General features: G+C 52.3%; 1 rRNA gene. It reads left to right on the top strand.

Annotated features, from left to right (window positions below):
- Positions 1-470 (top strand): 16S ribosomal RNA (locus tag I5E68_RS20000); the annotation flags it as partial.

The following is a 470-nucleotide window of genomic DNA, read 5'->3' as shown; positions in this document are numbered from 1 at the left end:
ACCTACGGGAGGCTGCAGTAGGGAATCTTCGGCAATGGGCGAAAGCCTGACCGAGCAACGCCGCGTGAATGATGAAGGCCTTCGGGTTGTAAAATTCTGTTATAAGGGAAGAACGACTTTAGTAGGAAATGGCTAGAGTGTGACGGTACCTTATGAGAAAGCCACGGCTAACTACGTGCCAGCAGCCGCGGTAATACGTAGGTGGCGAGCGTTATCCGGAATTATTGGGCGTAAAGAGCGCGCAGGTGGTTGATTAAGTCTGATGTGAAAGCCCACGGCTTAACCGTGGAGGGTCATTGGAAACTGGTCAACTTGAGTGCAGAAGAGGGAAGTGGAATTCCATGTGTAGCGGTGAAATGCGTAGAGATATGGAGGAACACCAGTGGCGAAGGCGGCTTCCTGGTCTGTAACTGACACTGAGGCGCGAAAGCGTGGGGAGCAAACAGGATTAGATACCCCGGTAGTCGTTC

The sequence above is a fragment of the Novosphingobium aureum genome (genome assembly GCF_015865035.1).
Classification (GTDB): Bacteria; Pseudomonadota; Alphaproteobacteria; order Sphingomonadales; family Sphingomonadaceae; genus Novosphingobium; species Novosphingobium aureum.
This window is presented reverse-complemented; position numbering and strand designations above follow the sequence as displayed.